At 62.8% G+C, this 21,999-nt stretch carries 21 protein-coding genes; 11 read left to right on the forward strand and 10 right to left on the reverse strand.

From position 1 onward, the window contains the following. Positions 1-154: 154 nt before the first annotated feature. Complete coding sequence (locus tag ACR0BA_RS12985; protein WP_480728308.1) at positions 155-1,726, forward strand: 2-isopropylmalate synthase; 1,572 nt, start codon at positions 155-157, stop codon at positions 1,724-1,726. A gap of 170 nt (positions 1,727-1,896) precedes the next feature. Here the strand turns inward: ACR0BA_RS12985 and ACR0BA_RS12990 are convergent, their stop codons facing one another. Further along, positions 1,897-2,682, reverse strand: a complete 786-nt coding sequence (locus ACR0BA_RS12990; protein ID WP_170360211.1) for a 23S rRNA (adenine(2030)-N(6))-methyltransferase RlmJ — start codon at positions 2,680-2,682, stop codon at positions 1,897-1,899. Positions 2,683-2,838: 156 nt separating this feature from the next. Here ACR0BA_RS12990 and ACR0BA_RS12995 point away from each other — a divergent pair, with 156 nt between their 5' ends. The 6 genes from ACR0BA_RS12995 (at position 2,839) to ACR0BA_RS13020 (ending at position 9,405) form a co-directional block, all read left to right on the forward strand. After that, positions 2,839-3,885: a rod shape-determining protein gene (locus tag ACR0BA_RS12995; protein WP_093963423.1), complete on the forward strand. Its 1,047-nt coding sequence runs from the start codon at positions 2,839-2,841 to the stop codon at positions 3,883-3,885. A gap of 61 nt (positions 3,886-3,946) precedes the next feature. Then, positions 3,947-4,849: a rod shape-determining protein MreC gene (gene mreC / locus ACR0BA_RS13000; RefSeq protein WP_093963424.1), complete on the forward strand. Its 903-nt coding sequence runs from the start codon at positions 3,947-3,949 to the stop codon at positions 4,847-4,849. Beyond that, positions 4,842-5,378 (forward strand): rod shape-determining protein MreD, encoded by a 537-nt coding sequence (locus ACR0BA_RS13005; RefSeq protein WP_480728311.1) that lies wholly within the window; start codon positions 4,842-4,844, stop codon positions 5,376-5,378. The genes mreC and ACR0BA_RS13005 overlap by 8 nt, the downstream gene beginning before the upstream one ends. Next, complete coding sequence (gene mrdA / locus ACR0BA_RS13010) at positions 5,375-7,321, forward strand: penicillin-binding protein 2 (RefSeq protein WP_170391925.1); 1,947 nt, start codon at positions 5,375-5,377, stop codon at positions 7,319-7,321. Before ACR0BA_RS13005 ends, mrdA begins: the two co-directional genes overlap by 4 nt. Next, a complete protein-coding gene (gene rodA, locus ACR0BA_RS13015) occupies positions 7,318-8,457 on the forward strand; it encodes a rod shape-determining protein RodA (protein ID WP_170343283.1) in 1,140 nt (379 codons plus the stop codon). Before mrdA ends, rodA begins: the two co-directional genes overlap by 4 nt. 15 nt (positions 8,458-8,472) lie before the next feature. After that, complete coding sequence (locus ACR0BA_RS13020; protein WP_480728313.1) at positions 8,473-9,405, forward strand: 2-hydroxyacid dehydrogenase; 933 nt, start codon at positions 8,473-8,475, stop codon at positions 9,403-9,405. Between the two features lie 47 nt (positions 9,406-9,452). Here ACR0BA_RS13020 and ACR0BA_RS13025 read toward each other — a convergent pair whose 3' ends face one another. The 6 genes from ACR0BA_RS13025 to ACR0BA_RS13050 all read right to left on the reverse strand — a co-directional run bounded on the left by ACR0BA_RS13025 (position 9,453) and on the right by ACR0BA_RS13050 (position 16,029). After that, positions 9,453-11,468, reverse strand: coding sequence for a M3 family metallopeptidase (locus ACR0BA_RS13025; protein WP_480728315.1), 2,016 nt, complete (start codon positions 11,466-11,468; stop codon positions 9,453-9,455). Between the two features lie 59 nt (positions 11,469-11,527). Continuing rightward, positions 11,528-12,574 (reverse strand): HesA/MoeB/ThiF family protein, encoded by a 1,047-nt coding sequence (locus tag ACR0BA_RS13030; protein ID WP_170373056.1) that lies wholly within the window; start codon positions 12,572-12,574, stop codon positions 11,528-11,530. Continuing rightward, positions 12,574-13,029, reverse strand: coding sequence for a dUTP diphosphatase (gene dut, locus ACR0BA_RS13035; protein ID WP_170373125.1), 456 nt, complete (start codon positions 13,027-13,029; stop codon positions 12,574-12,576). Before dut ends, ACR0BA_RS13030 begins: the two co-directional genes overlap by 1 nt. Positions 13,030-13,068: 39 nt before the next feature. Beyond that, entirely contained in the window at positions 13,069-14,265 is a 1,197-nt protein-coding gene (gene coaBC, locus ACR0BA_RS13040; RefSeq protein WP_480728629.1) for a bifunctional phosphopantothenoylcysteine decarboxylase/phosphopantothenate--cysteine ligase CoaBC, read from the reverse strand. Positions 14,266-14,329: 64 nt separating this feature from the next. Next, entirely contained in the window at positions 14,330-15,154 is an 825-nt protein-coding gene (locus ACR0BA_RS13045; RefSeq protein WP_170360199.1) for a ChaN family lipoprotein, read from the reverse strand. Next, the gene (locus ACR0BA_RS13050; protein WP_093963433.1) at positions 15,151-16,029 is read right to left on the reverse strand and encodes an RNA polymerase factor sigma-32; all 879 of its coding nucleotides are present in this window, start codon (positions 16,027-16,029) and stop codon (positions 15,151-15,153) included. Before ACR0BA_RS13050 ends, ACR0BA_RS13045 begins: the two co-directional genes overlap by 4 nt. 101 nt (positions 16,030-16,130) lie before the next feature. On the opposite strand from ACR0BA_RS13050, the gene cobU reads away from it, so the two are divergent. The 4 genes from cobU to ACR0BA_RS13070 all read left to right on the forward strand — a co-directional run bounded on the left by cobU (position 16,131) and on the right by ACR0BA_RS13070 (position 19,743). After that, positions 16,131-16,652, forward strand: coding sequence for a bifunctional adenosylcobinamide kinase/adenosylcobinamide-phosphate guanylyltransferase (cobU, locus tag ACR0BA_RS13055; RefSeq protein ID WP_170360197.1), 522 nt, complete (start codon positions 16,131-16,133; stop codon positions 16,650-16,652). Beyond that, on the forward strand, positions 16,649-17,227 hold the full coding sequence (locus ACR0BA_RS13060; RefSeq protein WP_170391915.1) for a histidine phosphatase family protein: 579 nt from the start codon (positions 16,649-16,651) through the stop codon (positions 17,225-17,227). Before cobU ends, ACR0BA_RS13060 begins: the two co-directional genes overlap by 4 nt. A gap of 58 nt (positions 17,228-17,285) precedes the next feature. After that, the gene (locus ACR0BA_RS13065; RefSeq protein WP_480728318.1) at positions 17,286-18,164 is read left to right on the forward strand and encodes a glutathione S-transferase N-terminal domain-containing protein; all 879 of its coding nucleotides are present in this window, start codon (positions 17,286-17,288) and stop codon (positions 18,162-18,164) included. 64 nt (positions 18,165-18,228) lie between these two features. Beyond that, the gene (locus ACR0BA_RS13070; RefSeq protein ID WP_480728319.1) at positions 18,229-19,743 is read left to right on the forward strand and encodes a YifB family Mg chelatase-like AAA ATPase; all 1,515 of its coding nucleotides are present in this window, start codon (positions 18,229-18,231) and stop codon (positions 19,741-19,743) included. On the opposite strand, the gene gshB is transcribed toward ACR0BA_RS13070, so the two are convergent. The 3 genes from gshB to rsmI form a co-directional block, all read right to left on the reverse strand. Further along, entirely contained in the window at positions 19,740-20,672 is a 933-nt protein-coding gene (gshB, locus tag ACR0BA_RS13075) for a glutathione synthase (RefSeq protein ID WP_480728321.1), read from the reverse strand. The two genes, ACR0BA_RS13070 and gshB, sit on opposite strands and share 4 nt — an antisense overlap. Positions 20,673-20,733: 61 nt before the next feature. Continuing rightward, positions 20,734-21,105: a YraN family protein gene (locus ACR0BA_RS13080; protein ID WP_480728323.1), complete on the reverse strand. Its 372-nt coding sequence runs from the start codon at positions 21,103-21,105 to the stop codon at positions 20,734-20,736. A gap of 1 nt (position 21,106) precedes the next feature. Beyond that, positions 21,107-21,964 carry a 16S rRNA (cytidine(1402)-2'-O)-methyltransferase gene (gene rsmI, locus ACR0BA_RS13085; RefSeq protein WP_170360185.1) on the reverse strand — a complete coding sequence of 286 codons (858 nt, stop codon included), beginning with the start codon at positions 21,962-21,964 and terminating at the stop codon, positions 21,107-21,109. Positions 21,965-21,999: the final 35 nt, after the last annotated feature.

Genomic DNA, 21,999 nt, shown 5'->3' on the forward strand with positions numbered 1-21,999 from the left:
CGCAGATATCCCTTTTGCTTTCGCCGCTTCCGCCGGCGCTGCCCTGCGTGGCCTACTGATCCTAATCCGCCTCTGAGCGTGCCATCCGGCGCGCCCGCTCAGAGGAGGACGCCTGCGCGCCAATGGCTTTAGGACAGACAAGAAAGTGACTCCCATGACCAACGTGACCGACCAAGACCGCGTCTTGATCTTTGACACCACTTTGCGCGACGGCGAGCAAAGCCCCGGCGCCACCATGACCCATGACGAAAAGCTGGAAATCGCCGAACTGCTGGACGACATGGGCGTCGACATCATCGAGGCCGGCTTTCCCATCGCTTCCGAGGGTGATTTCAAGGCCGTGTCGGAAATCGCGCAGCGCGCCAAGAATGCCCGCATCTGCGGCCTGGCCCGTGCGAATTTCGCCGATATCGACCGGTGCTGGGAGGCGGTGAAACACGCCGGAAAGAACCGGATCCACACCTTCATCGGCACCTCGCCGCTGCACCGGGCGATTCCGAACCTGACCCAGGACGAGATGGCCGAGAAGATCCACGAGACCGTCAGCCACGCCCGCAACCTGTGCGAAGACGTGCAATGGTCGCCGATGGATGCGACCCGGACCGAATGGGACTATCTGTGCCGCGTGATCGAGATTGCGATCAAGGCCGGCGCGACCACGATCAACATTCCCGATACGGTAGGCTACACCGCGCCGATTGAAAGCGCGGACCTGATCAAACGTCTGATCGAAACCGTTCCGGGCGCGGACGAAGTGATTTTCGCCACCCATTGCCACAACGACCTTGGAATGGCGACCGCCAACTCTCTGGCCGCCGTTGCAGGCGGGGCCCGGCAGATCGAATGCACGATCAACGGCCTGGGCGAACGCGCGGGCAATACCGCGCTGGAAGAGGTCGTGATGGCCCTGCGCACCCGCAACGACATCATGCCGTGGAAGACGGGCATCGACACCACCAAGATCATGCACATCTCGCGTCGGGTGGCGACGGTTTCGGGCTTTCCGGTGCAGTTCAACAAGGCGATCGTCGGCAAGAACGCCTTCGCGCATGAAAGCGGCATCCATCAGGATGGCATGCTGAAGAACCGCGAGAATTTCGAGATCATGCGCCCCGAGGATATCGGCCTTTCAGGCACCTCGCTTCCGTTGGGCAAGCATTCCGGCCGGGCCGCGCTGCGCGACAAACTGGAGACACTCGGCTATGAGATCGGGGACAACCAGCTCAAGGACATCTTCGTGCGGTTCAAGGATCTGGCCGACCGCAAGAAAGAGGTGTTCGACGACGACCTGATCGCGCTGATGAGTGCAGATGACGAGGCCAACGACCACCTGCAGCTGGTCTCGATGAAAGTCACCTGCGGCACCGGCGGTCAGGCCGAAGCGACGGTCGAACTGGAGGTCGACGGCAAGGATGTCATCGCCACCGAGCACGGCGACGGACCGGTCGACGCGACCTTCAAGGCGATCCGGGCCATCTACCCGAACAAGGCGCATCTGCAGCTCTACCAGGTGCATGCCGTCACCGAGGGCACCGACGCACAGGCCACTGTTTCCGTACGCCTGGAGGAAGACGGCATGATCGCCACGGGCCAAGCCGCGAACACGGATACCGTGGTGGCGTCGGCCAAGGCCTATATCAGCGCGCTGAACCGTCTGATCATGCGCCGCGAAAAGGCCGGCCCGGGCGCGGATGCGCGCGAGATCAGCTACAAGGATCTGACCTGATCAGACATGGCAGGCAGGGCTCCCGCGCCCGCGGCAGCCCGGCTTCGCCGCGCAGCCTGACGGACTTGGGCCCGGCACCGCGCCAAGGCGCGGTGCCGGGCCCAACACGTTTGGCGGCATCTTTGATGCTGTCAGACGGGGCGGGAGGCCTTCGCGCCCCCGAAGCGCCGTCAGATCTTTGCGAACAGGTCGGAAAGACGCGCCGCTTCGTCTTCGATCCCGAAGGGAGCGTTGACCACGAACATGCCCGAACCGATCATCCGGTGACCCTCACGCGCGGGCGGAAACCGAACTTCGTGCACGAACGTCTTGGGAAGATCCAAGCCTTTCAGTGCCGACACCATAGGAACGTGGCGATCGTCCGTCAGTATCGGGTACCACAGGGTAATGAGACCCACGTTCCACTTGCGGTGATACTTGGCGATCAGCCCCGGCAGGCGGCCATAGTCCGCCTTTACCTCGTAGCTAGGGTCAATCAGCATCATCCCGCGCCGAGGCGTGGGCGGCAGAACCGACTGAGCCAGCTCGAACCCGTCCTGTCTGTAGGTCTTGGCACCGCGCCCGGTCAGCGCATTTTTCAACGCTGCGTATTCCTGCGGATGAAGCTCGGCGAAATGCAGACTGTCCTGCGGACGCAGCAGGCTTGCCGCAATCATCGGCGAGCCCGGGTAGGCCGTTTCGCCAAACTGCGCCTGGACCGCGTGCAACGCGCGTGCCAGCGGGTGATCGTCGGCAAACCACCCGTTGCTCAGCGCGCGCCCGATCCCTGCCGCCGCCTCTCCGGTCTGCACGGCCTCGGCCGCATCGAGGTGGTACAGACCACGCCCCGAATGGGTCTCTAGATAGCTGATCGGCTTGTCCTTGCGGGTCATGTAGTCCAGCATCCATGCCAACAAAGCGTGCTTTTGCACGTCCGCCAGATTTCCCGCGTGGTAAATGTGTTGATATGAGAGCATGTTGCCTTCTAAAGTCCCTGTCAAAGAGGCGGAAAGGTGCTGATTTACGCGGAATCAGGCCTTTAACCGGGCGTCATGGCACCCTATAAGTCATCCGTCCCGGAACCGTCGAGTCGCGGGCAGTAGAAAACATCTGACAGACAGGATCAGGGGAATATGGGGATCTTTGACAGTTTGGGCGGCCTGTTCACAGCGGATATGGCCATCGACCTCGGGACGGCCAACACGCTGGTCTACGTCAAGGGGCGTGGCGTGATCCTGTCGGAACCCTCGGTTGTTGCCTACCATGTCAAGGATGGGGTCAAGAAGGTTCTGGCCGTGGGCGAGGACGCCAAGCTGATGCTGGGCCGCACCCCCGGCTCGATCGAGGCCATCCGCCCCATGCGCGAAGGGGTGATCGCCGATTTCGACACCGCGGAGGAGATGATCAAGCACTTCATCCGCAAGGTGCACAAGCGTTCGACCTTCTCGAAGCCCAAGATCATCGTCTGCGTTCCCCATGGGGCAACGCCGGTTGAAAAGCGCGCAATCCGTCAATCGGTTCTGTCAGCAGGCGCGCGGCGCGCGGGTCTGATCGCCGAGCCGATTGCCGCCGCCATCGGAGCCGGGATGCCGATCACCGATCCCACCGGCAACATGGTCGTGGATATCGGCGGCGGAACCACCGAAGTGGCTGTCCTGTCGCTGGGAGACATCGTCTATGCTCGCTCAGTCCGCGTGGGGGGCGACCGCATGGACGAGGCGATCATCTCGTACCTGCGTCGTCAGCAGAACCTGCTGGTGGGCGAATCCACCGCCGAGCGGATCAAGACCACCATCGGCACCGCCCGGATGCCCGATGACGGGCGCGGGCAGTCGATGCACATCCGCGGGCGCGACCTTCTGAACGGTGTTCCCAAAGAAATCGAGATCAGCCAGGCCCAGGTGGCCGAGGCGCTGTCGGAACCCGTCCAGCAGATCTGCGAGGCGGTGATGACCGCGCTGGAAACCACCCCGCCGGATCTGGCCGCGGACATCGTGGACCGGGGCGTGATGCTGACCGGTGGCGGCGCGCTGCTGGGTGATCTGGACCTGGCCCTGCGCGAACAGACCGGATTGGCCGTGTCGATTGCCGACGAGAGCCTGAATTGTGTGGCTTTGGGCACCGGCAAGGCACTGGAATACGAAAAACAGCTGCGCCACGCGATTGACTACGAAAGCTAAGGCGCGCACCCTCTGATCCGAGGGTTCAAGATCGGGCACGAGCAGCACGGGAAGGAGTCCTGTGGCAAAAGACCGAGCACAGCGCGACGACTACACCACCCCCCTGCGCCGCTTGTTCATGGGGATCGTTGTTCTGTGCCTGCTTGGCATATTCCTGATTTGGCGCATCGACAGCCCGCGGGTCGAAAGGTTCCGGGCCCAAGTGGTGGATGCCGTTGTGCCCTCGATGGAATGGGCGATGGTGCCGGTCACGGCCGCCATAAACCTTGTACGGGATTTCCAAAGCTACCAAAGGCTGAGCGAGCAGAACCAGGAACTGCGCAGTGAACTGCGCCGCATGCGCGCTTGGAAAGAGGCGGCCCTGCAGTTGGAGCAGGAAAACGCGCGGCTTCTGGACCTGAACAATGTTCGGTTGGATCCCCGTCTGACTTATATAACCGGGGTCGTCATGGCCGACAGCGGCTCGCCGTTTCGGCAATCTGTTTTGCTGAATGTCGGCGAGCGTGACGGGATCGTCGACGGATGGGCCGCCATGGACGGCATCGGGCTGGTGGGCCGGATTTCTGGCGTTGGTCCGGATACCGCGCGGGTCATCCTGTTGACCGACGCCTCCAGCGCCATTCCCGCCACCATCCAGCCCTCGGGCCAGACCGCGCTGATTACCGGTGACAATACCCCTGCCCCAGCCGTCGAGTTTCTTGAAAGCCGTGAACTGGTGCGACCCGGCGACCGTGTGGTGACCTCAGGCGACGGCGGCGTATTTCCTGCGGGCCTTCTGATCGGCCAGATCGCCGCCGATCCAGGGGGGCGTCTGCGCGTCCGACTGTCCGCGGATTTCGAGCGTTTGGAATTCCTGCGAGTCCTGCGCTACCACTCGGCCGCCCCGATCCGAGACCCGGGCGGCATCGTCGGACCTCCGCGCCCCGAGGCTCTTCTCCCGACCGAGGAGGCCGCCGATGGATAGTGCCACGTCAACTCTATGGCTGATGCGGGGCCTGTACCTGTTCCTCGCTCTGACGGTGATGTTCTTTCACCTGTTGCCTCTGAACACGCAACCGGGTCGTCTGCCCTTTCCTGACTTCCTGATCTGCCTGACCTTTGCATGGGTCCTCAGGCGGCCGGAATATGTACCGACACTCAGCATCGCGGCGGTCATGCTGATGGCCGACCTGCTGCTGCAACGGCCGCCGGGACTGCTGGCGGCATCCGTCGTCATCGGTTCTGCCTATCTGCGATCGGCAGGCCCCGGAATGCGCGACGTTGGATTCGTGGGCGAGTGGACGACGGTGGGCGTCGTCATCGCGGCGATCTTTACCTTCAATCGGACGGTTCTGGCCCTGCTGTCCGTCAGTCAGGCCAGCATTGGCCCGGTATTTGTCCAAGTGGTCTTCACGGTCCTCGCCTACCCGCTTGTCGTTGCATTCAGCCAAACCATATTTGGCGTCCGCAGGCCATCTGCGGTAGATGTTGCCACTGTGGGAACACGCTCATGAAACGCACACCCAAAACACAAGGTGCCGCATACAAAAGGCTGACCCGGCGCGCGCTGGTGCTGGGTGGCATGCAATTCGCATTCGTCGGCGGTCTGGCGGCCCGCATGCGTTACATGCAGGTCGATCAGGCCGACCAATATCGCCTGTTGGCCGAAGAAAACCGCATCAACATCCGGCTCATTCCGCCGACCCGAGGGCGCATTTATGACCGCAATGGTCAGATCATCGGGCAGAATGCGCCGTCCTACCGCATCGTGATCGTGCGCGAGGATGCGGGCGACGTCGACAAGGTCATTGCCAAACTGTCACAACTGATTCCGCTGAACGAAGACGAGATCGAGCGGGCCAAAGCCGAGATGAAACGTACAGCGCCGTTTCTGCCGGTTACGCTGGCCGACCAGGTCACCTGGGAAGATATCTCGAAGGTGGCGATCAATGCCCCCGCCCTTCCCGGCGTCACGCCCGAAGTCGGACTGACCCGCCAATATCCCCGCTACGAGGATTTCGCCCATGTGGTCGGGTATGTCGGACCTGTCAGCGACTATGACCTGAGCAAGATGGAAGACCCCGAGCCGGTTCTGATGATCCCGCGCTTTCAGATCGGCAAGGTCGGGCTTGAGGCCAAGAAGGAAGACCTGCTGCGCGGCAAGGCGGGCGCCAAGCGCGTCGAGGTCAACGCGACCGGCCGGGTGATGCGGGAACTTGACCGCCGCGAGGGCCAGCCCGGCGCCGACCTGCAATTGACCATCGACGCCGACCTGCAGGAATATGCGCAGGCCCGGCTGGCCGGCGAAAGCGCCGCCGTGGTCGTGATCGACTGTGAGACGGGCGATCTGCGGGCCATCAGTTCGACCCCCAGCTTCGACCCCAACCTGTTCGTGCGCGGGATATCGGTCGCGGATTACCAGGCTCTGACCCAGGACAACCACCGCCCGCTGGCCAACAAGACGGTTCAGGGCACCTACCCGCCCGGTTCGACCTTCAAGATGATCACCGCGCTGGCCGCGCTCGAGGCCGGCGTCGTCGGCCCGGGCAACACCGTCTATTGTCCCGGCTACCTGAAGGTGGGCAGCCGTCGATTCCACTGCTGGAAGCGCGGCGGGCACGGGATGGTCGATCTGGAGACTTCGTTGAAGCGCAGTTGCGACGTCTACTATTACGACGTGGCCCTTCGGGTCGGGATCGACAAGATTTCGGACATGGCGCGCAAGTTCGGCCTCGGCATCAAACACGACCTGCCGATGTCCGCCGTGGCGGCTGGCCTTGCACCGAACCAGGAATGGAAGCAGACCACCCACGGACAGGACTGGCTGGTCGGTGACACGGCAAATGCCTCGATTGGGCAGGGCTTCATGTTGGCCTCGCCGATGCAACTGGCCGTCATGACTGCACGCATCGCGACCGGCCGATCGGTGACACCGCGTCTGATCCGCAGTGTCGACGGGGTCGAACAGCCTTCGGGCGCGGGCGAGCCGCTGGACGTAAATCCGGCCAACTTGGAACAGGTGCGCAACGCGATGTACAAGGTCTCGAACGACCGTCGCGGCACCGCTTATCGCAGCCGGATCATCGCAGACGAATTCCGCATGGCCGGCAAGACGGGCACCAGCCAGGTGCGCAACATCACCAAGGCCGAACGGGCCGCCGGGGTCATCCGCAACGAAGACCTGCCCTGGGAACGGCGGGACCACGCGCTGTATGTCAGCTTTGCCCCTTACGACAATCCGAAATATGCGGTGGCCGTCGTGGTCGAACATGGCGGCGGCGGTTCGAAGGCTGCAGCCCCCGTGGCCCGGGACGTGATGCTGCAGGCTCTGTACAACGGCACCCCGCCGCTGGAAGCATATCCCGTGGCCGACCGCGACCGCATCAAGGAACAGCAGAAACGTCTGGAAGGTGATCGCCGCCCGAAAGCGCGCCCTGACGAAAAGGACCGCGCATGAGCTATCTTGAATATGCGGTCAAGACCACGCCGACGGGGATCCGCAAGGTTCTGTACATGAACTGGCCGCTGACGCTTTTGCTGATCAGCGTCGCAAGTGCCGGTTTTCTGATGCTGTATTCGGTGGCCGGCGGCTCGTGGTCGCCGTGGGCGGAACCACAGATGGAACGGTTTGGCCTGGGCCTGACGGTCATGTTCATCGTCGCATTGGTTCCGATCTGGTTCTGGCGCAACATGTCCGTCGTCGCCTATCTTGTTTCTTTGGGGCTTCTGCTGTTCGTCGAACTGTTCGGCACCATCGGCATGGGCGCGCAACGCTGGATCGACCTGGGGTTCATGCGCCTGCAGCCCTCCGAACTGGCAAAGGTGACTTTGGTCATGTTGCTGGCGGCCTACTACGATTGGCTTCCCTCCTACAAAACCTCGCGCCCGCTTTGGGTCTTGATCCCGGTTGTCCTGATCCTGATCCCGACCTTCATGGTGCTGCGCCAGCCCGATCTGGGAACCGCAATCCTGCTGTTGGCGGCCGGAGGAGGCCTGATGTTTCTGGCGGGCGTGCATTGGGCCTATTTCGCAGCGGTCATCGCGGCGGGTGTCGGCTTGGTTTCAACGGTGTTCAAAAGCCGTGGCACCGATTGGCAGTTGCTTAAGGACTATCAGTTCCGGCGCATCGACACATTCCTTGACCCCTCGACCGATCCGTTGGGCGCGGGGTATCACATCACCCAGTCCAAGATTGCCCTGGGATCCGGCGGCTGGAACGGTCGAGGCTTCATGCAAGGCACCCAGTCACGCCTGAACTTCCTGCCCGAAAAGCACACCGACTTCATCTTCACGACACTGGCCGAAGAGTTCGGTTTTGTCGGGGGCACAACCTTGTTGCTGCTTTACGGACTGATCCTGATCTTCTGCCTCGTCACGGCGCTGTCGACCAAGGACAGGTACTCGTCATTGGTGACACTGGGCATTTCGCTGAACTTCTTTCTGTTCTTCGCCGTCAACATGTCGATGGTCATGGGGCTGGCGCCGGTGGTCGGTGTTCCGTTGCCGATGGTCAGCTATGGGGGCTCGGCCATGTTGGTTCTGATGGCTGCCTTCGGCATCGTGCAGAGCGCGCATATTCACCGTCCTCGTTGATCCGAAAGGCCGACCATGTCCGTGAACGTCCTGTTTTCCGCCCGCCCGGCACTTTGGCCGGTTTACGAGCCCTTGCTGAACACCGGGCTGGCCGATGCAGGGATCAAAGCCACTATCGCAACCGACCTGCCGCCCGATCAGGTGGATTACATCGTCTATGCACCCAATGGCGGGCTGCTTGATTTCACGTCCTACACGCGCGCAAAGGCCGTGCTCAGCCTATGGGCCGGTGTCGAGAAGATAGCCTCGAACGACACGCTGACCGTGCCGTTGGCCCGGATGGTCGATCACGGTCTTACCCAGGGCATGACCGAATGGGTCGTGGGGCACGTTCTGCGCTACCATCTGGGCATGGATCGACACATCACGGTCCAGGATGGGGTATGGGCCCCGGATCCGCCTCCGCTCGCCACACAGCGATCGGTCTGCGTTTTGGGGCTTGGCGCCCTGGGTCAGGCTGCGGCACAGGCGCTGGCGGCGTTAAACTTCAACGTGACAGGGTGGAGCCGTTTGGCCAAGGACGTGTCTGGTGTCACGTGCCTGCACGGACCGGACGGGCTGCGCGTGGCCTTGAGCCAGGCTGAGTTACTCGTCCTGCTGCTGCCTGAAACGGCGGCCACGGAAAACACTCTGAACGCGGACACTCTGGCACTTCTGCCAAAAGGTGCGCGCATTCTGAACCCCGGCCGCGGCCCACTGATTGACGACGAAGCGCTGTTGCGGGCACTGAACACCGGCCAAGTGGGGCATGCCACGCTGGATGTGTTCCGCACCGAGCCGCTGCCCCCCGATCATCCGTACTGGGCGCATCCAAATGTGACCGTCACGCCGCATATCGCGTCGGAAACCCGGCCCGACACGGCTGCGCAGGTGATCTGCGAAAACATCCAGCGCAGCGAAGCCGGACGACCGCTGCTGCATCTCGTCGACCGCGCACTCGGGTACTAGGGCCATCGGGAGCTGCCGCCCCCGTCTTGCCGAGTGCAATTCGACCGCTACGCGTCCACCAGTCCCCGACCTTTCAGCAGGGCTTCGACACCCGGCAACCGGCCCCGGAACGCCAGATACAGATCCTCGGCCTCCTTCGAGCCTCCTTTGGACAGAATGTTGTCCTCCAGAGCCTGCGCCAGCTCGGGATCAAACGCGCCTCCCGCCTCTTCGAAGGCAGCAAATGCGTCGGCATCCATCACTTCGGACCACATGTAACTGTAGTAACCCGAGCTGTAGCCATCACCCGCAAACACGTGGGCGAAATGCGGCGTCGCGTGGCGCATGCCGATGGCATGCGGCATCCCGATCTCGGCCAGAACCTCAGCCTGCTTCGCCATGGGGTCAGCCGGGGCCGGACCGTCGTGGAAGGCCAGGTCGACCAGCGCCGAGGCGACGTATTCGACCGTCTGAAAACCCTGATCGAAATTGGCGGCACCCAGAACCTTGTCCAGCAGTTCCGGTGGCATCGGAGCTCCGGTTTCGGCATGAGTTGCAAACTCGGCCAGAACCTCCGGCACTTCCAGCCAATGCTCATACAGTTGGCTGGGCAGTTCCACGAAATCCCGCGCAACGCTGGTCCCCGAGATGCTGTCATAGGTCACATCCGACAGCATCTGGTGCAGCGCGTGCCCGAATTCATGAAACAGGGTCCGTGCGTCGTCATATGACAGCAGCGCCGGATCGCCCTTGGCAAAGTTGCAAACATTGATGACGATTGGCGTCTGGACCTTGGGAAACTTGGCCTGCGCCCGCATCGCGCTGCACCACGCACCCGACCGTTTCGATCCGCGCGCAAAATAATCTCCGATGAATACGGCAACATGTTTGCCGCGCCGGGTCACCTCCCAGGCTCGGCAATCCGGATGGTACAGCGGCACGTCCAACGGCGCGAACTCCAACCCGAACAAGCGGTTGGCGCAGGTAAAGGCAGCCTCGATCATGCGCTCCAGCTGCAGGTAGGGTTTGAGTTCTGCCTCATCCAGATCATGCTCGGCCTTGCGCCGTTTTGCGGCATAGTACCGCCAGTCCCAGGGTTCGAGCGGACCGTTGGCGCCGTCCTCCTGCATCATCCGCGTCAGGATCTCCGCGTCGGCCTCGGCCCGGGCCTTGGCGGGTGCCCAGACCTGCATCAGCAAGTCGCGCACCCGTTCGGGGGTTCGGGCCATCTCGGTCTCGAGCTTGAAGGCCGCAAAGCTGTCATAGCCCAACAGCTTGGCCCGTTCCTCGCGTAGCTGAAGGATTTCGGCGGCAATCGCGCGGTTGTCGGTCTCGCCTCCGTTTGCCCCGCGTGACGCCCAGGCGCGGTAAGCCTTTTCGCGCAGGTCGCGACGTGGCGAGAACTGCAGGAACGGCACGATCAGAGACCGCGACAGCGTGACAACCGGCCCCTTGGCCCCTTTTTCCCGACCGGCCGCGTGAGCCGCATCGACAACGAAACCCGGCAGTCCCGCCAGATCATCTTCGGTCAGCTCCATGAACCAGCCACGCTCGTCTGCCAGCAGGTTTTGCGTGAACGCGGTGCCCAATGACGCCAGACGCGCCTTGATCTCCTGCATCCGGGCATCCTCTGCCCCGTGCAGCGCTGCACCCGAGCGGACGAACCCGCGATGGGTGAGCATCAAAACCCGATCCTGTTCCTCGGTCAGCTCCAGCGTATCTCGTTTCGTCCAAAGGTCGTCCACACGCTGGAACAGCGCCTTGTTCGAGGAAATCGCGGCGAAATGGGCTGCAAGCTTGGGCGAAAACTCCCGTTGCAACGCTTCGCGCTCCGGGTTGCTGTCAGCGCCAGCGACCGTGAAGAAAACCGACAGGACCTTGTTCAAGGCCTCGCCCGCCGCTTCCAGCGCTTCGATCGTGTTGGCAAAACTCGCGGGCTGGGTATTCGTCGCGATGGTGTCGATCTCGTCGGCATGGGCCTGCAGAGCAGCTTCCAGTGCCGGGGCAAAATCGTCATCCGAGATTTCGGCAAAGGGCGCGATTTCAAACGGGGTCGTCCAGTCGGACAGGATCGGATTGGTCATTGGGGTCTCCTTCAAGCGTCAAGCTAGGAATGCAGGGCAAGATCGTCCAGTGGCCGCGATCAAACGGATTGCCCGCAAACCGGGCAATCGTCCCGCCGGGACAGGGTGATCTTGCGGCTTTCGCCATAAAGCGCGTCATAGATCAGCATCTCGCCACGCAAGGCCTGACCTGCACCCGTGACTACCTTGACCGCCTCAACCGCCATCATCGCCCCCACCACGCCCGGCAGTGGCCCGACCACCCCGGCCTCGGCACAGGAAGGCGCAAGACCCGGCGCAGGCGCTTCGGGAAAAATGCATTGGTAGCAAGGGGCGTTGTTGGCGGGGTCAAACACGCTCAACTGGCCTTCCCATTGGGACAGCGCGCCTGAGATTAGGGGCTTGCCCAAAGCCACGGCGGTGCGGTTGGCCAGATACCGGGTTTCGAAATTGTCGGTGCCGTCGAGGATAAGGTCATAATCCGCGAACAGGTCGGCCGCAATGTCGTCCGTCAGGCGGCGGTGATAGGGGCGAACGATGACATTAGGGTTCTGCGCCTCCATTGCTTGCTGCGCAGAAAAGACTTTGGGCATTCCGATGTCTGCATCCCGATGGATTACCTGCCGCTGCAGATTGGCATTCTCGACCATGTCATCGTCAATGACGCCAATCGTGCCCACGCCGGCGGCTGCAAGGTACTGCAGCGCCGGTGCGCCCAATCCACCTGCCCCGATCACCAATACCCGAGCAGTCTTCATCCGTTTCTGCCCGGGTCCACCAAGCTCGCGCAGGACGATGTGACGGGCATAGCGCTCCAGTTCGGCTTCGCTGAACTGGTCAGATGGGCTGTTCGGACGAATATCCGACGGTGGATTGGCCCGACGCCGCAGGGCTTTCACCACAGCGCCATAACCCATGGCAAGCAGAACGAAACCACCCAGGATCAGCCACATCGCGGCCGAGCCGCCTGTGGCCTCGCGCAGTGGGTTCCCGTCGGGCAAAACCAGATGAGACAGAACCACCCCTGCCAGCAACACCAATACCGACACCCAACGGGCTGTACGCGAGGCACCAGCGAGGTAGCCAAGCCCCCACAGCCCCGCTGCCAGTGCCAGTACCAGAACCATCAGGCGCGCCCCGTGGATCCGAACCCACCGGAACCGCGCTGCGACTCCTGCAGGCTGTCCGCCATCTCGAACCGCGCCTGGATCACCGGGGCCACGACAAGCTGCGCAATTCTGTCGCCATGTCCGATTTCAAAGGCTTCCTGACCCGCATTCAGCACGATCACCCCCAAGGGACCGCGATAGTCGCTGTCGATCGTGCCCGGTGCGTTCGGCAGCGTGATCCCGTGTTTCAACGCAAGTCCCGAGCGCGGACGCACCTGGATCTCATATCCATCCGGAATCTCTACCCGCAGGCCGGTCGGGACCAAGGCGCGCTCACCGGGTTGAACGGTGATCGACCCTCGATCAGGCAGGTTGGCCCGCACATCCGCGCCGGCTGCCCCGGCCGTTTCATAGGACGGCAATGCAATGGCCGGATCGGCCCCGTCTTCTCGGATCACCCGGATTGCCACCATCAGCGCATCCCAACCTTCATCTTCTGTCAAACAACCGCATCACAGCGCCAGCGCGGCCGCGATCTTTTCCGCCAGCCGTACGGCCACTGCGTCCTTGCCCATGCGCGGCCACTCCTCGGCACCCGCATCCGATATCAGCACGACCGCATTTTCGGCCCCACCCATGATGCCGGTCACCGGACTGACATCATTGGCCAGAATCCAATCGCACCCTTTGCGCGCCCGCTTGGCGGTTGCGTGGGCGATCACATCATCCGTCTCGGCGGCGAAACCCACGACCAAGCTAGGTCGGCCGGTCTCCAGATGCGAAATCCGTTTGAGGATGTCCGGGTTTTCGGCAAATTGCAGTGCAGGCATTCCGTCGCGGCTTTTCTTCAACTTGCGGTCTGATGCCCCGTCTACCCGCCAATCGGCCACGGCTGCGGCAAACACGCCCGCATCCACCGGCAGAGCCGCGTCCACCGCATCCGACATTTGTTGCGCAGTCTCAACCTGCACAACCTGGACGCCCTGGGGTGGTGGCACATCCGCGGGGCCGGTTACGAAAACGACTTCGGCCCCCAGGGCCGCCAAAGCGTTGGCAATCGCCGTCCCCTGCGCCCCCGAGGATCGGTTTGCGATGTACCGAACCGGATCAATCGGCTCATGCGTCGGCCCCGACGTCACGAGAATCCGCCTACCCTTCAGTGGGCCATCCGACAAGGCAGACTCGACCGCCGCCACGATTTCGAGAGGTTCTGACATGCGGCCGGGGCCGAACTCGCCACAAGCCATGTCACCGTCATTGGGTCCGACAAACCGGACGCCGTCCGCGATCAACTGCTTGTGGTTCCGGCGCGTTGCCGGATGGTTCCACATCCGCACGTTCATCGCCGGCGCACATAAAACAGGGGTATCCGTGGCCATCAACAGGGTCGATGCCAGATCATTGGCCAGACCCCCGGCCATCTTTCCCATCAAATCCGCAGTCGCCGGGGCCACGACGATCAGATCAGCCGAACGTGACAGCTGGATATGTCCCATCTCGGCCTCGTCCGTCAGGTCGAACAGATCACGATAAGCTTTTTCACCGGCAAGTGCAGACACGGACAAGGGGGTCACGAATTCCTCGGCAGCGCGGGTCAGGACCGGGGTCACCGCCGCCCCGCGCTCCTTCAACCTTCGGATCAGATCCAGCGATTTGTAGGCCGCGATCCCACCGCCAAGGATCAGGAGGATCCGTTTGGATGCCAGCATGTTCAGCCCTTCCCGGTCGTGCTCGGCCTCGACACTATGCAACCCATGCCCCGAGTTCCAGCGCTTAATTCTGGGACTCGAAGGCCTTGCAAGGGTCTTCGCGTTCGGCCGCGGGGCTGTCAATCACCGCGTCAAATTCACCGGTCACGACACCGTCTTCGGCCTGACCGAGAACAAAGACCTTCAGGCCCGGACGCAGGCGCGACAGAAAGGTCGGAATGCCCTGATCCTTGCGCGCGTGCCCGTTTCCGGTAATCACCGCCACCGGACCGCCGGTTTCATCAATTGCACGCAGAATGGCCCGGGTCAGAACAGCATCGCGCAGACGCTGGATCGCCACCAGTTGCGGCAAGGCTTCGGCGGGAAGTGCGTTGCAATGCGCTGCCAATTGCTCGGCCTCGCGCGCCGCCTGATCCTCGGGCGCCAACGGAATGTTCAACCCATATCGCGCCGCATCCGCGCCCAGGGTCGTTGCGGCACCGCGTTCCATCGCAGCTCGCGCAGCCGCGCGCGGCACCATCGCTCCGTATACCGGAGCCTCTGATGCTTGGAAAACAGGGTAATACATGCTGAGCGGTGGCCATCCCGTTTCGGCCCATCTCAGGATGCGTGACAACTCCTCGGGATTCGAGGCGGCAGTCTGCGCCAGTCTCTGAGCCCCTTCCTCGGTTACCATTTCCCAGACCATTGCAGACGGGTCAATGTCCGCAATCGCTTCGGTCTGGACCAGGTGGTGTAGGGGGTTGTCGTGAACCTCACCAAGGATCACTACATCGGCGTCCCTCATCTGCGCCAAAATATCGTCGGGGATAAGCTCCCCGGCCAGAACTGGCCGGGTCAAAAGTGTCAGCGACAGCACGGCCGTCGTCAGAATCGCAAGATGTCTCATGCGAAGAAGTGTTGCACCTCGCGCGATTGAGCTTCAAGGTTCTTGCGCATCTTCACGAACGCCGCTGCCTCAAGCTGTCGCACGCGTTCCTTGGACAAACCCAGTTCCTGACCCAGGCTCTCCAATGTGCGCGCCGGCTCACGCAGCTTGCGCTCGCGCACGATGAACCGTTCCCGATCGTTGAGCGCCTGCATCGCCGTGATCAACCATTCGCGCAATTGGCGGGTATCGTGGCTGTTCTCGACAGTTTCCGCAGCTTGCTCGCGATCATCCTCCAACGCGTCGATCCACTCGCGACCATCCTCGTCAGCCGATTGAACGGCGTTCAGGGAAAAGTCTGAGCCGGCCAACCGGCCGTGCATCATTTCCACATCGCGCAGCGGTACACCGATCTCGGCCGCAATCATCTGGTGCAGTTGATGGCGGTCCAATTCGACGCCATCGGTCGCGGCTTCGCGCTCCAGGCGGGCCTGCACGCGACGCATGTTGAAGAAAAGGGATTTCTGGGACGATGTCGAACCGGTCCGTACCATCGACCAGTTGCGCATCACGTAATCCTGAATGCTGGCCTTGATCCACCACACCGCATAGGTAGAAAAGCGGACTCCGCGATCCGGGTCGAATTTGTCAGCGGCCTTCATCAGGCCCAGCCCGGCCTCTTGGATCAGGTCATTCATCGGCGCGCCGTAGCGTTTGAACTTGGCCGCCATTGAAATGGCCAGACGCATATAGGCCGTTATCAACCGGTGAAGGGCCTGTTCGTCGCGCTCGTCTCGCCAGGCATAAGCTAGGCGCAATTCGGTTTCCGCATCCAGCAATTCGGCTTTCATAGCCTGCCGGGACATCGAGAAGTCGTTCGGGTTATCCAGTGCCATGCAGCTCTCCCATCTGTCGTAGGCGCCGCCGGTCTTGCCTTGCCGACGTATGGTCGATACGCAAGGGCGCACCGGGTGGATCACTGTAAAGGTAGTAAAAAATGCATCCCGATTTAACCTTTGTCCTGGGTGGCGCGGCATCGGGAAAATCTGCATTTGCCGAGCAACTCGTTGTTTCAACAGGTAAAACCCGCGTCTACCTGGCAACATCACAAGTGTTTGATGATGAGATGCGCCTAAAAATCAGGCGCCATGTGGACCAAAGAGGCGACGGCTGGGCCACGATCGAAGCCCCGATGGATCTGCGCCCGGCGCTGGCGGGGCTGAGCCGGGATCAGGTCTGTCTTATCGATTGCGCCACGATGTGGCTCAGCAATCACCTGCTGGCCGACAGTGATCTTGAACAGGAACAGGCCGCCCTTCTGGCCGCGCTACGGACCTGCCCCGCGCAGGTCATTATCGTCTCGAACGAAGTGGGGCACGGTATCGTCCCCGACAATGCGCTGGCCCGCAAGTTCCGCGAGGCGCAGGGGCGGTTGAACATCGCCCTCGCCGCCCAAGCCGGCCTTGTGGTTCAGGTCATCGCGGGACTACCGCAGGTTTTGAAAGGCCAGTTGCCGTGACCCGGTTGCACCTCGTCCGCCACGGCCCGACCCATGCCAAAACGATGGTGGGCTGGTCCGATATTCCCGCCGACCTGAGCGACCACGCGGCCCTCGCGCGCCTGCATGACCACCTGCCGCAGGATGCGCTGGTCATTTCGTCGGACCTGTCGCGCGCCGCGGATACGGCCACGGCCATTCAGGGCACGCGTCGCCGGCTGCCGCACCATCCCGACCTGCGCGAGATCCATTTCGGCACGTGGGAGATGCGCGCATTCGCCGAGATCGAGGCCGAAGACCCCGAACTGGCCTTTGCCTATTGGGACAGCCCCGGCGACGTGCGCCCGCCCAACGGCGAAAGCTGGAACGCGGTCCGCGCGCGGGTCGACGCGGCGATCGACGGGTTGATCGGTATGCATACAGGCGCCGATCTGGTGATCGTGGCCCATTTCGGCGTAATCCTGACCCAGGTACAGCGCGCCCTTGACATGGACGCGCAACGGACCTTTGCCCATCGCATCGACAACCTGTCGGTGACCGAGCTGGCCTTTGACGGCAGAACTTGGTCGGCCGGCCGGATCAATCATCTTCCGTGAACGCAACACGCACAAATCGGCGTTTTACTGATTCCAGAAGTTCGGCCATCCTCGGGCCATGACCTATGACCTTTTCATCGGGGACCGCCTGTTTTCCAGCTGGTCCATGCGCGGCTGGCTGATACTGGAAAAATTCGGCCTGCCCTACACGACCCACATGATCGGCCTGTATTCGGGCACGATGGCCCGGGACATGCAGCCGCTGGTCCCGGCCCGTCTGGTCCCCGCGCTGCGCCTGCCCGACGGCACGGTGGTCGGTGAAAGCCTCGCCATAGCCGAGACGCTCGCCGAACGCCACCCCGATGCGGGGCTTTGGCCGCGGAACGCCGCCGCCCGCGCAACCGCCCGTTGGCTGTGTGCCGAGATGGTCGCCGGGTTCCACGCGCTGCGGTCGGCCTGCCCCATGCAACTCAAACACCGCTGGAAAGGGTTCGAGCCGTCAGGCGAAACCCGCGCCGATCTGACCCGGATCGAGGCCCTGTGGGCGCATGCGCGCAAAATCTCAGGCACGGAGACCGGCCCATTGTTCGGCAGCTATTCCCTGGCCGATGTGTTCTATACGCCGGTCGCAGCCCGGATCATCGGCTACGGTCTGCCCGTGTCCGTGCAGAACCACGACTATTGCATGGAATTGTTGTCAGACCCGGCGGTTCGGCAATGGCGCGCGATGGGGCTGACGGTCGACTACGACCCGTTCCCCTATGACCAGCCGCTCGACGCCGAGCCCTGGCCGATCGGCGGAGCCTCGACGGCCCGCGTAGTTGAGGCGGCGTCATCGGTCAATGACCTCTGCCCTTATTCCGGCAAGCCGGTGACCGCATTTCTGGAGCTGGATGGCAAACGATGGGGCTTCTGCAACACCTTCTGCCGCGACAAAACCGTGGCCGACCCCGGCGCATGGCCGAAATTCACGCAAATGATCCGGCAGGCAGTGTGACCGTTAACCATTCCTAAACCGGCGCCATGGCAGCAAGGTCCTGTTAACCAAGAACAGGATCGCCATGGTCGCCCGCGCTCATACCGTTGCCTTTCAGGGGGTCGAGGCCCGCCCGGTCGAGGTGCAATGCGCCGTTTCCCCCGGGTTGCCCGCCTTTTCGATCGTCGGCCTGCCGGACAAGGCCGTGTCCGAGGCCCGCGAACGCGTGCGCAGCGCGCTTGGCGCGATGGCCATTGCGCTGCCCTCCAAACGCATCACGATCAACCTGTCGCCCGCTGACCTGCCCAAGGAGGGCAGCCATTTCGACCTGCCGATCGCGCTGGCCCTGCTCTGTGCCATCGACATCCTGCCCGCCGACGCCGCCGAAGGCACCATGGCTCTGGGCGAACTTTCGCTGGACGGCTCATTGGTGCCCGTGGCCGGCGCCCTGCCCGCCGCAATGACCGCCGCGGCCGAGGGCCGCACGCTGCTGTGTCCGCGCGCGTCAGGTGCCGAGGCGGCCTGGGTCGACGCGACCCAGGTGATCGGGGCCGCGTCCCTGGCCGACGTCGTGCGCCATTTCACCGGCCAGTCGCCCCTGCCGGTCGCCCAGCCCGGCGAGGTCAGGTTGGAGCCCTCGACCCGCGATCTGCGCGACGTAAAAGGGCAGGAACGGGCAAAACGCGCATTGGAAATCGCAGCGGCCGGCCGTCACCACATGATCATGATCGGCACGCCGGGATCGGGCAAATCCATGCTCGCCGCCCGCTTGCCCGGCATTCTGCCGCCGCTGACGCCCACCGAAGCGCTCGAGACCTCGATGATCCAATCGCTGTGCGGCATGCTGGACGAAGGCGGCATCAGCCGGACCCGCCCGTTCCGCGAACCGCATCATACGGCGTCGATGGCGGCGATCGTGGGCGGCGGAAAAGGCGCGAAACCCGGCGAGATTTCCCTGGCCCACAACGGCGTCCTGTTCATGGACGAATTCCCCGAATTTCCACGCACGGTTCTGGAAACCCTGCGCCAGCCCATCGAGACCGGCGAAGTCATGGTCGCCCGCGCCAACGCCCATGTAAAATACCCCTGCCGGTTCATGTTGGTGGCGGCGGCGAACCCCTGCAAATGCGGATATCTCAGCGACCCGTCCCGCGCCTGCTCGCGCGCAACCGTCTGCGGCGAGGACTATCTGGGCCGCATCTCGGGGCCGCTGATGGACCGGTTCGACCTGCGGATCGAAGTGCCGCCCGTGGGCTTTACCGACCTTGACCTGCCGCCATCCGGCGACAGCTCGGCCACCGTCGCCGCGCGGGTGCAACAGGCGCGCGGTGTTCAGGCCCGGCGCTTTCAGAACACGCCCGGGATTCGCCAGAACGCCGATATCGAGGGCAATCTGCTGGAAGAGGTCGCCGCACCAGATGCCGAGGGCAAGGACCTGCTGGTCAAGGCGGCCGAGCGGTTCGGCCTGTCGGCACGGGCTTACCACCGCATCCTGCGCGTGGCCCGCACCATTGCCGATCTGGAGGGCGCGCCCGATGTGCGTCGCCCCCACGTGGCCGAGGCGCTGAGCTATAGGATCAGCGCCCGGGTTGCGGCCTAGACCTTGGCCTCGATCGCCTGCCAGATCTTTTCGGCGATATTGGTTCCGTTGAACCGCTCCAATTCCTGGATTCCGGTGGGCGAGGTCACGTTGATTTCGGTCAGATAATCTCCGATCACGTCGATACCCACAAAGATCTGGCCCTTTTCCTTCAGCAGCGGGCCGATGGCCGCGCAGATTTCAAGATCGCGGTCGGTCAGCCCGATCTTTTCGGGACGGCCGCCCACATGCATGTTCGACCGGGTCTCACCCTCGGCCGGAACGCGGTTGATCGCGCCGACCGGTTCGCCATCGACCAGGATCACCCGCTTGTCGCCGTTGCGCACATCCGGAAGGAATTTCTGAACGATCAGCGGCTCTCGCGAGAAACCGGTGAACAACTCATGCAACGAAGTCAGGTTGCGGTCATCGGCATCCAGCCGGAACACGCCGGCCCCGCCATTGCCATAGAGCGGCTTGAGGATGATATCGCCGTGCTTTTCCTTGAACGCCTTGATGGTCTGCAGATCGCGGGCGATCGTGGTGGGCGGAGTCAGGTCGGGAAAATCCAGAACCAGCAGTTTTTCCGGGTAGTTGCGCACCCAGAACGGATCATTCACCACCAGCGCCTGACCGCGCAACCGATCCAGCAGGTGCGTTGAGGTAATATAGTGCATGTCAAACGGCGGGTCCTGCCGCAGCCAGACGACATCGAAATCCGCCAGATCAACCTCGCGCTCAGGCCCCAGAACCGCCGGCTGGTCCGCAACCCGCTGCACCGTCATATCGTTACCGCGGGCGGTGATGCGCCCCTCTTGATAGGCCAGCTGATCGGGTCCGTAATAAAACATTTGGTGCCCACGGGCCTGAGCTTCTTCGGCCAGCCGGAACGAGCTGTCGGCATTGATGTCAACGGCCCCGATCGGGTCCATCTGAAAGGCGATTTTCATGGCGTGTCCCTCGTAGTCACGCCAGATACATGGCCCAGCGGGGACGGGTGTTCAATGGCGATCAGCCCTGACCAAAGGCGTTTTCGACGATTTGCACTGCGCCCGTTGCATCCACCAGAGCCGCATCGAACCGGGCATTGGTCAGCTGCCCGCCCGGTTCCTGCGCCAAATACTGCGCCGCCGAGGCGTATATCCGGTCGATCTGACGCTTGCTGATCCGCGCGGCGGCGCGGTCAAAGCTTTGGCTCTTCTTGACCTCGACAAACACAAGGCCCTGCGCATCCCGGACGATCAGGTCGATCTCGCCCCCCGCGCCGCGCCAGCGCCTGTGACAGACCTTGAACCCTCGGCTTTCGTAATCGGCATCGACGCTGTGCTCGGCCGCCTGCCCGGCGTGATAGGAAACCGAGCCCTGGACCGACCGTCGCGCCATATCATCCCTTTCCTATCTTCAGGGCCTTCTGGTAGATCGGCCGCCGTGGTAAATCATACATCCTGGACACCAGATCCGCCGCATCCCGCACCGAGTGCGTTTCCAGAGCCTGTCGCAGCGCCTCTTCTACATCCGAATCGTTAACGGCTTGTGAATGGGCACGGTCCACCAGCAAGACGATCTCGCCCTTCACGGTGGCATCTCGATACTGTTCGGACAGCTCTGCAAGGCTAGCCCGCCGGATTTCTTCGAACTTCTTGGTCAGTTCACGACAGACCGCGGCCTGACGCTCGCCACCCAGAACCTGCGCCAGATCCGACAGGCACGCCCCCAAACGCTTGGGAGATTCGTAGAACACCAGCGTCCCGGGAACATCCCGCAACGCCTCGATCCGTGTTCGGCGGGCGCCGGACGCATTCGGCAGGAATCCGGCGAAAAAGAAGGCGTCCGTCGGCAAGCCCGCCAGGGTCAGCGCCGTAACGACGGCTGACGCTCCAGGGGCGCAGGTCACGCTGAACCCGGCCTCGGCCGCCTTCTTGCCCAGATCATAACCCGGGTCGGCGATCAGGGGCATGCCGGCCTCGGACGCGTAGGCCACGGACTTGCCCTGGGACAGTTCGGCAATCAGTTTTTCACGCGCAGCCGTGCCGCTGTGGTCGTGATAGGCCAGGATGCGCCGCCCTTCGAGGGGTACACCGTGAATCTCCATCAATCTGCGCAGGCTGCGTGTATCTTCCGCCGCGATCACATCAGCCGAGGCCAGAACGTCCAGCGCCCTGAGCGTAATGTCGCGCGCCGTTCCGATCGGAGTGGCAACAAAATACAGCCCCCCAGCCAATCTTACCTTTTGGAAATTCAAAGCTGGACCCTCGCAGCGTGACGTTTATTATCGCG

It is taken from the genome of Ruegeria sp. CI5, from assembly GCF_056536885.1.

Bases quoted from the DNA above. Each gene is read 5' to 3' on its own strand.
- ACR0BA_RS12985 (WP_480728308.1), top strand. From the start codon at position 155: ATGACCAACGTGACCGACCAAGACCGCGTCTTGATCTTTGACACCACT.
- ACR0BA_RS12990 (WP_170360211.1), bottom strand. From the start codon at position 2,682: ATGCTCTCATATCAACACATTTACCACGCGGGAAATCTGGCGGACGTG.
- ACR0BA_RS12995 (WP_093963423.1), top strand. From the start codon at position 2,839: ATGGGGATCTTTGACAGTTTGGGCGGCCTGTTCACAGCGGATATGGCC.
- ACR0BA_RS13005 (WP_480728311.1), top strand. From the start codon at position 4,842: ATGGATAGTGCCACGTCAACTCTATGGCTGATGCGGGGCCTGTACCTG.
- mrdA (WP_170391925.1), top strand. From the start codon at position 5,375: ATGAAACGCACACCCAAAACACAAGGTGCCGCATACAAAAGGCTGACC.
- rodA (WP_170343283.1), top strand. From the start codon at position 7,318: ATGAGCTATCTTGAATATGCGGTCAAGACCACGCCGACGGGGATCCGC.
- ACR0BA_RS13020 (WP_480728313.1), top strand. From the start codon at position 8,473: ATGTCCGTGAACGTCCTGTTTTCCGCCCGCCCGGCACTTTGGCCGGTT.
- ACR0BA_RS13025 (WP_480728315.1), bottom strand. From the start codon at position 11,468: ATGACCAATCCGATCCTGTCCGACTGGACGACCCCGTTTGAAATCGCG.
- ACR0BA_RS13030 (WP_170373056.1), bottom strand. From the start codon at position 12,574: ATGGTTCTGGTACTGGCACTGGCAGCGGGGCTGTGGGGGCTTGGCTAC.
- dut (WP_170373125.1), bottom strand. From the start codon at position 13,029: ATGGTGGCAATCCGGGTGATCCGAGAAGACGGGGCCGATCCGGCCATT.
- coaBC (WP_480728629.1), bottom strand. From the start codon at position 14,265: ATGCTGGCATCCAAACGGATCCTCCTGATCCTTGGCGGTGGGATCGCG.
- ACR0BA_RS13045 (WP_170360199.1), bottom strand. From the start codon at position 15,154: ATGAGACATCTTGCGATTCTGACGACGGCCGTGCTGTCGCTGACACTT.
- ACR0BA_RS13050 (WP_093963433.1), bottom strand. From the start codon at position 16,029: ATGGCACTGGATAACCCGAACGACTTCTCGATGTCCCGGCAGGCTATG.
- cobU (WP_170360197.1), top strand. From the start codon at position 16,131: ATGCATCCCGATTTAACCTTTGTCCTGGGTGGCGCGGCATCGGGAAAA.
- ACR0BA_RS13065 (WP_480728318.1), top strand. From the start codon at position 17,286: ATGACCTATGACCTTTTCATCGGGGACCGCCTGTTTTCCAGCTGGTCC.
- ACR0BA_RS13070 (WP_480728319.1), top strand. From the start codon at position 18,229: ATGGTCGCCCGCGCTCATACCGTTGCCTTTCAGGGGGTCGAGGCCCGC.
- gshB (WP_480728321.1), bottom strand. From the start codon at position 20,672: ATGAAAATCGCCTTTCAGATGGACCCGATCGGGGCCGTTGACATCAAT.
- ACR0BA_RS13080 (WP_480728323.1), bottom strand. From the start codon at position 21,105: ATGGCGCGACGGTCGGTCCAGGGCTCGGTTTCCTATCACGCCGGGCAG.